The sequence below is a fragment of the Leucobacter soli genome, from assembly GCF_042659205.1.
In the GTDB taxonomy this organism is placed as follows: domain Bacteria; phylum Actinomycetota; class Actinomycetes; order Actinomycetales; family Microbacteriaceae; genus Leucobacter; species Leucobacter soli.
This window is the reverse complement of record NZ_JBHSRW010000404.1, coordinates 1-1,063: the sequence shown is the minus strand read 5'-3', so window position 1 is coordinate 1,063 and position 1,063 is coordinate 1. Positions and strand designations below refer to the sequence as shown.

1 protein-coding gene is annotated in these 1,063 nt (G+C 73.0%); it reads left to right on the top strand.

Annotated elements, in window-relative coordinates; translation table 11 throughout:
- Positions 1–1,063 (top strand): amidohydrolase family protein (locus ACFPZL_RS13545; protein ID WP_382335909.1); only part of this gene is annotated, 1,063 nt, incomplete at both ends.

Here is a 1,063-nt window from a genome sequence, read left to right as displayed (position 1 = left end):
CGTCCCGGCCGGCATCGACCGCGGCGGGCGCGGTTCGATCGACGAGATCCGCGACGCGCTTGCCGCCGAGCACGCGCGCCTGCCCGAGGGCGCGTGGCTGCGCGGTTGGAACCTCGAGTACGAACCCTTCGAGGGGACCGGCATGCGCGGCGATCTGCTCGCGGACGCCGCCCCAGGCCGCCCCGTGGCGCTCATCTGCTACGACCTGCACACCGGACTCGGTACCGCACCGGCGCTCGCCGCCGCGGGAATCACGGGCCCGCGCGACTTCGCCGACGCGCGCGAGATCGTCGTCGACGCCGACGGCGTGCCCACGGGCGAGCTGCGCGAGCCCACGGCCTACAATCTGCTGTTCGACGCTGCACCGAAGCCGACGCGCGACGCTGAGCGCGATGCCCTGCGCGACATGTTCCGCCGGCTCGCGGCCGTCGGACTGACGGGCGGTGCGATCATGGACGGCAAGGATCGCACCGTCGACCTGCTCGCTGAACTCGAATCGCGCGGCGAGCTGGATCATCGCGTCACGGTCCACCACTGGCACGCCGTCGGCGACACCGACGACGACGCGGCTCGGGTGATCGACGGCAAGGACCGTCGGGGCCGGCTGTGGCGGACCGGTGCGATCAAGCTCTTCAGCGACGGGGTGATCGACACCGGCACGGCGTGGCTGCACACCCCGGACGCCTGCGGCGATGGCCGCGCCGCGTTCTGGCCCTCGTGGGAGCGCTACGGCGAAGTGGTGCGGAAGTATCACGATGCCGGCATGCTGATCGCGACGCACGCGGTGGGCGACTACGCGGTGAACCGGGTGCTCGACGTCTACGCGACGCTGCCCGCGCGCCCCGGGCTCCCGTTCCACTCGATCGAGCACCTCGAGGTGCTGGCGGACGAGGACGTCGAGAAGCTGCGCGCCTTCAACGCGGAGCGCCCGGCGGGCGAGGGCGTCACGGCGTCGATGCAGCCCCTGCACATGCAGTGGCGGGCGGCCGACCACAGCGACAACTGGGCGGCGCGCCTGGGCGAGGGGCGCGACGCGACCGGGTACCGGGTGCGCAGCGTGCTC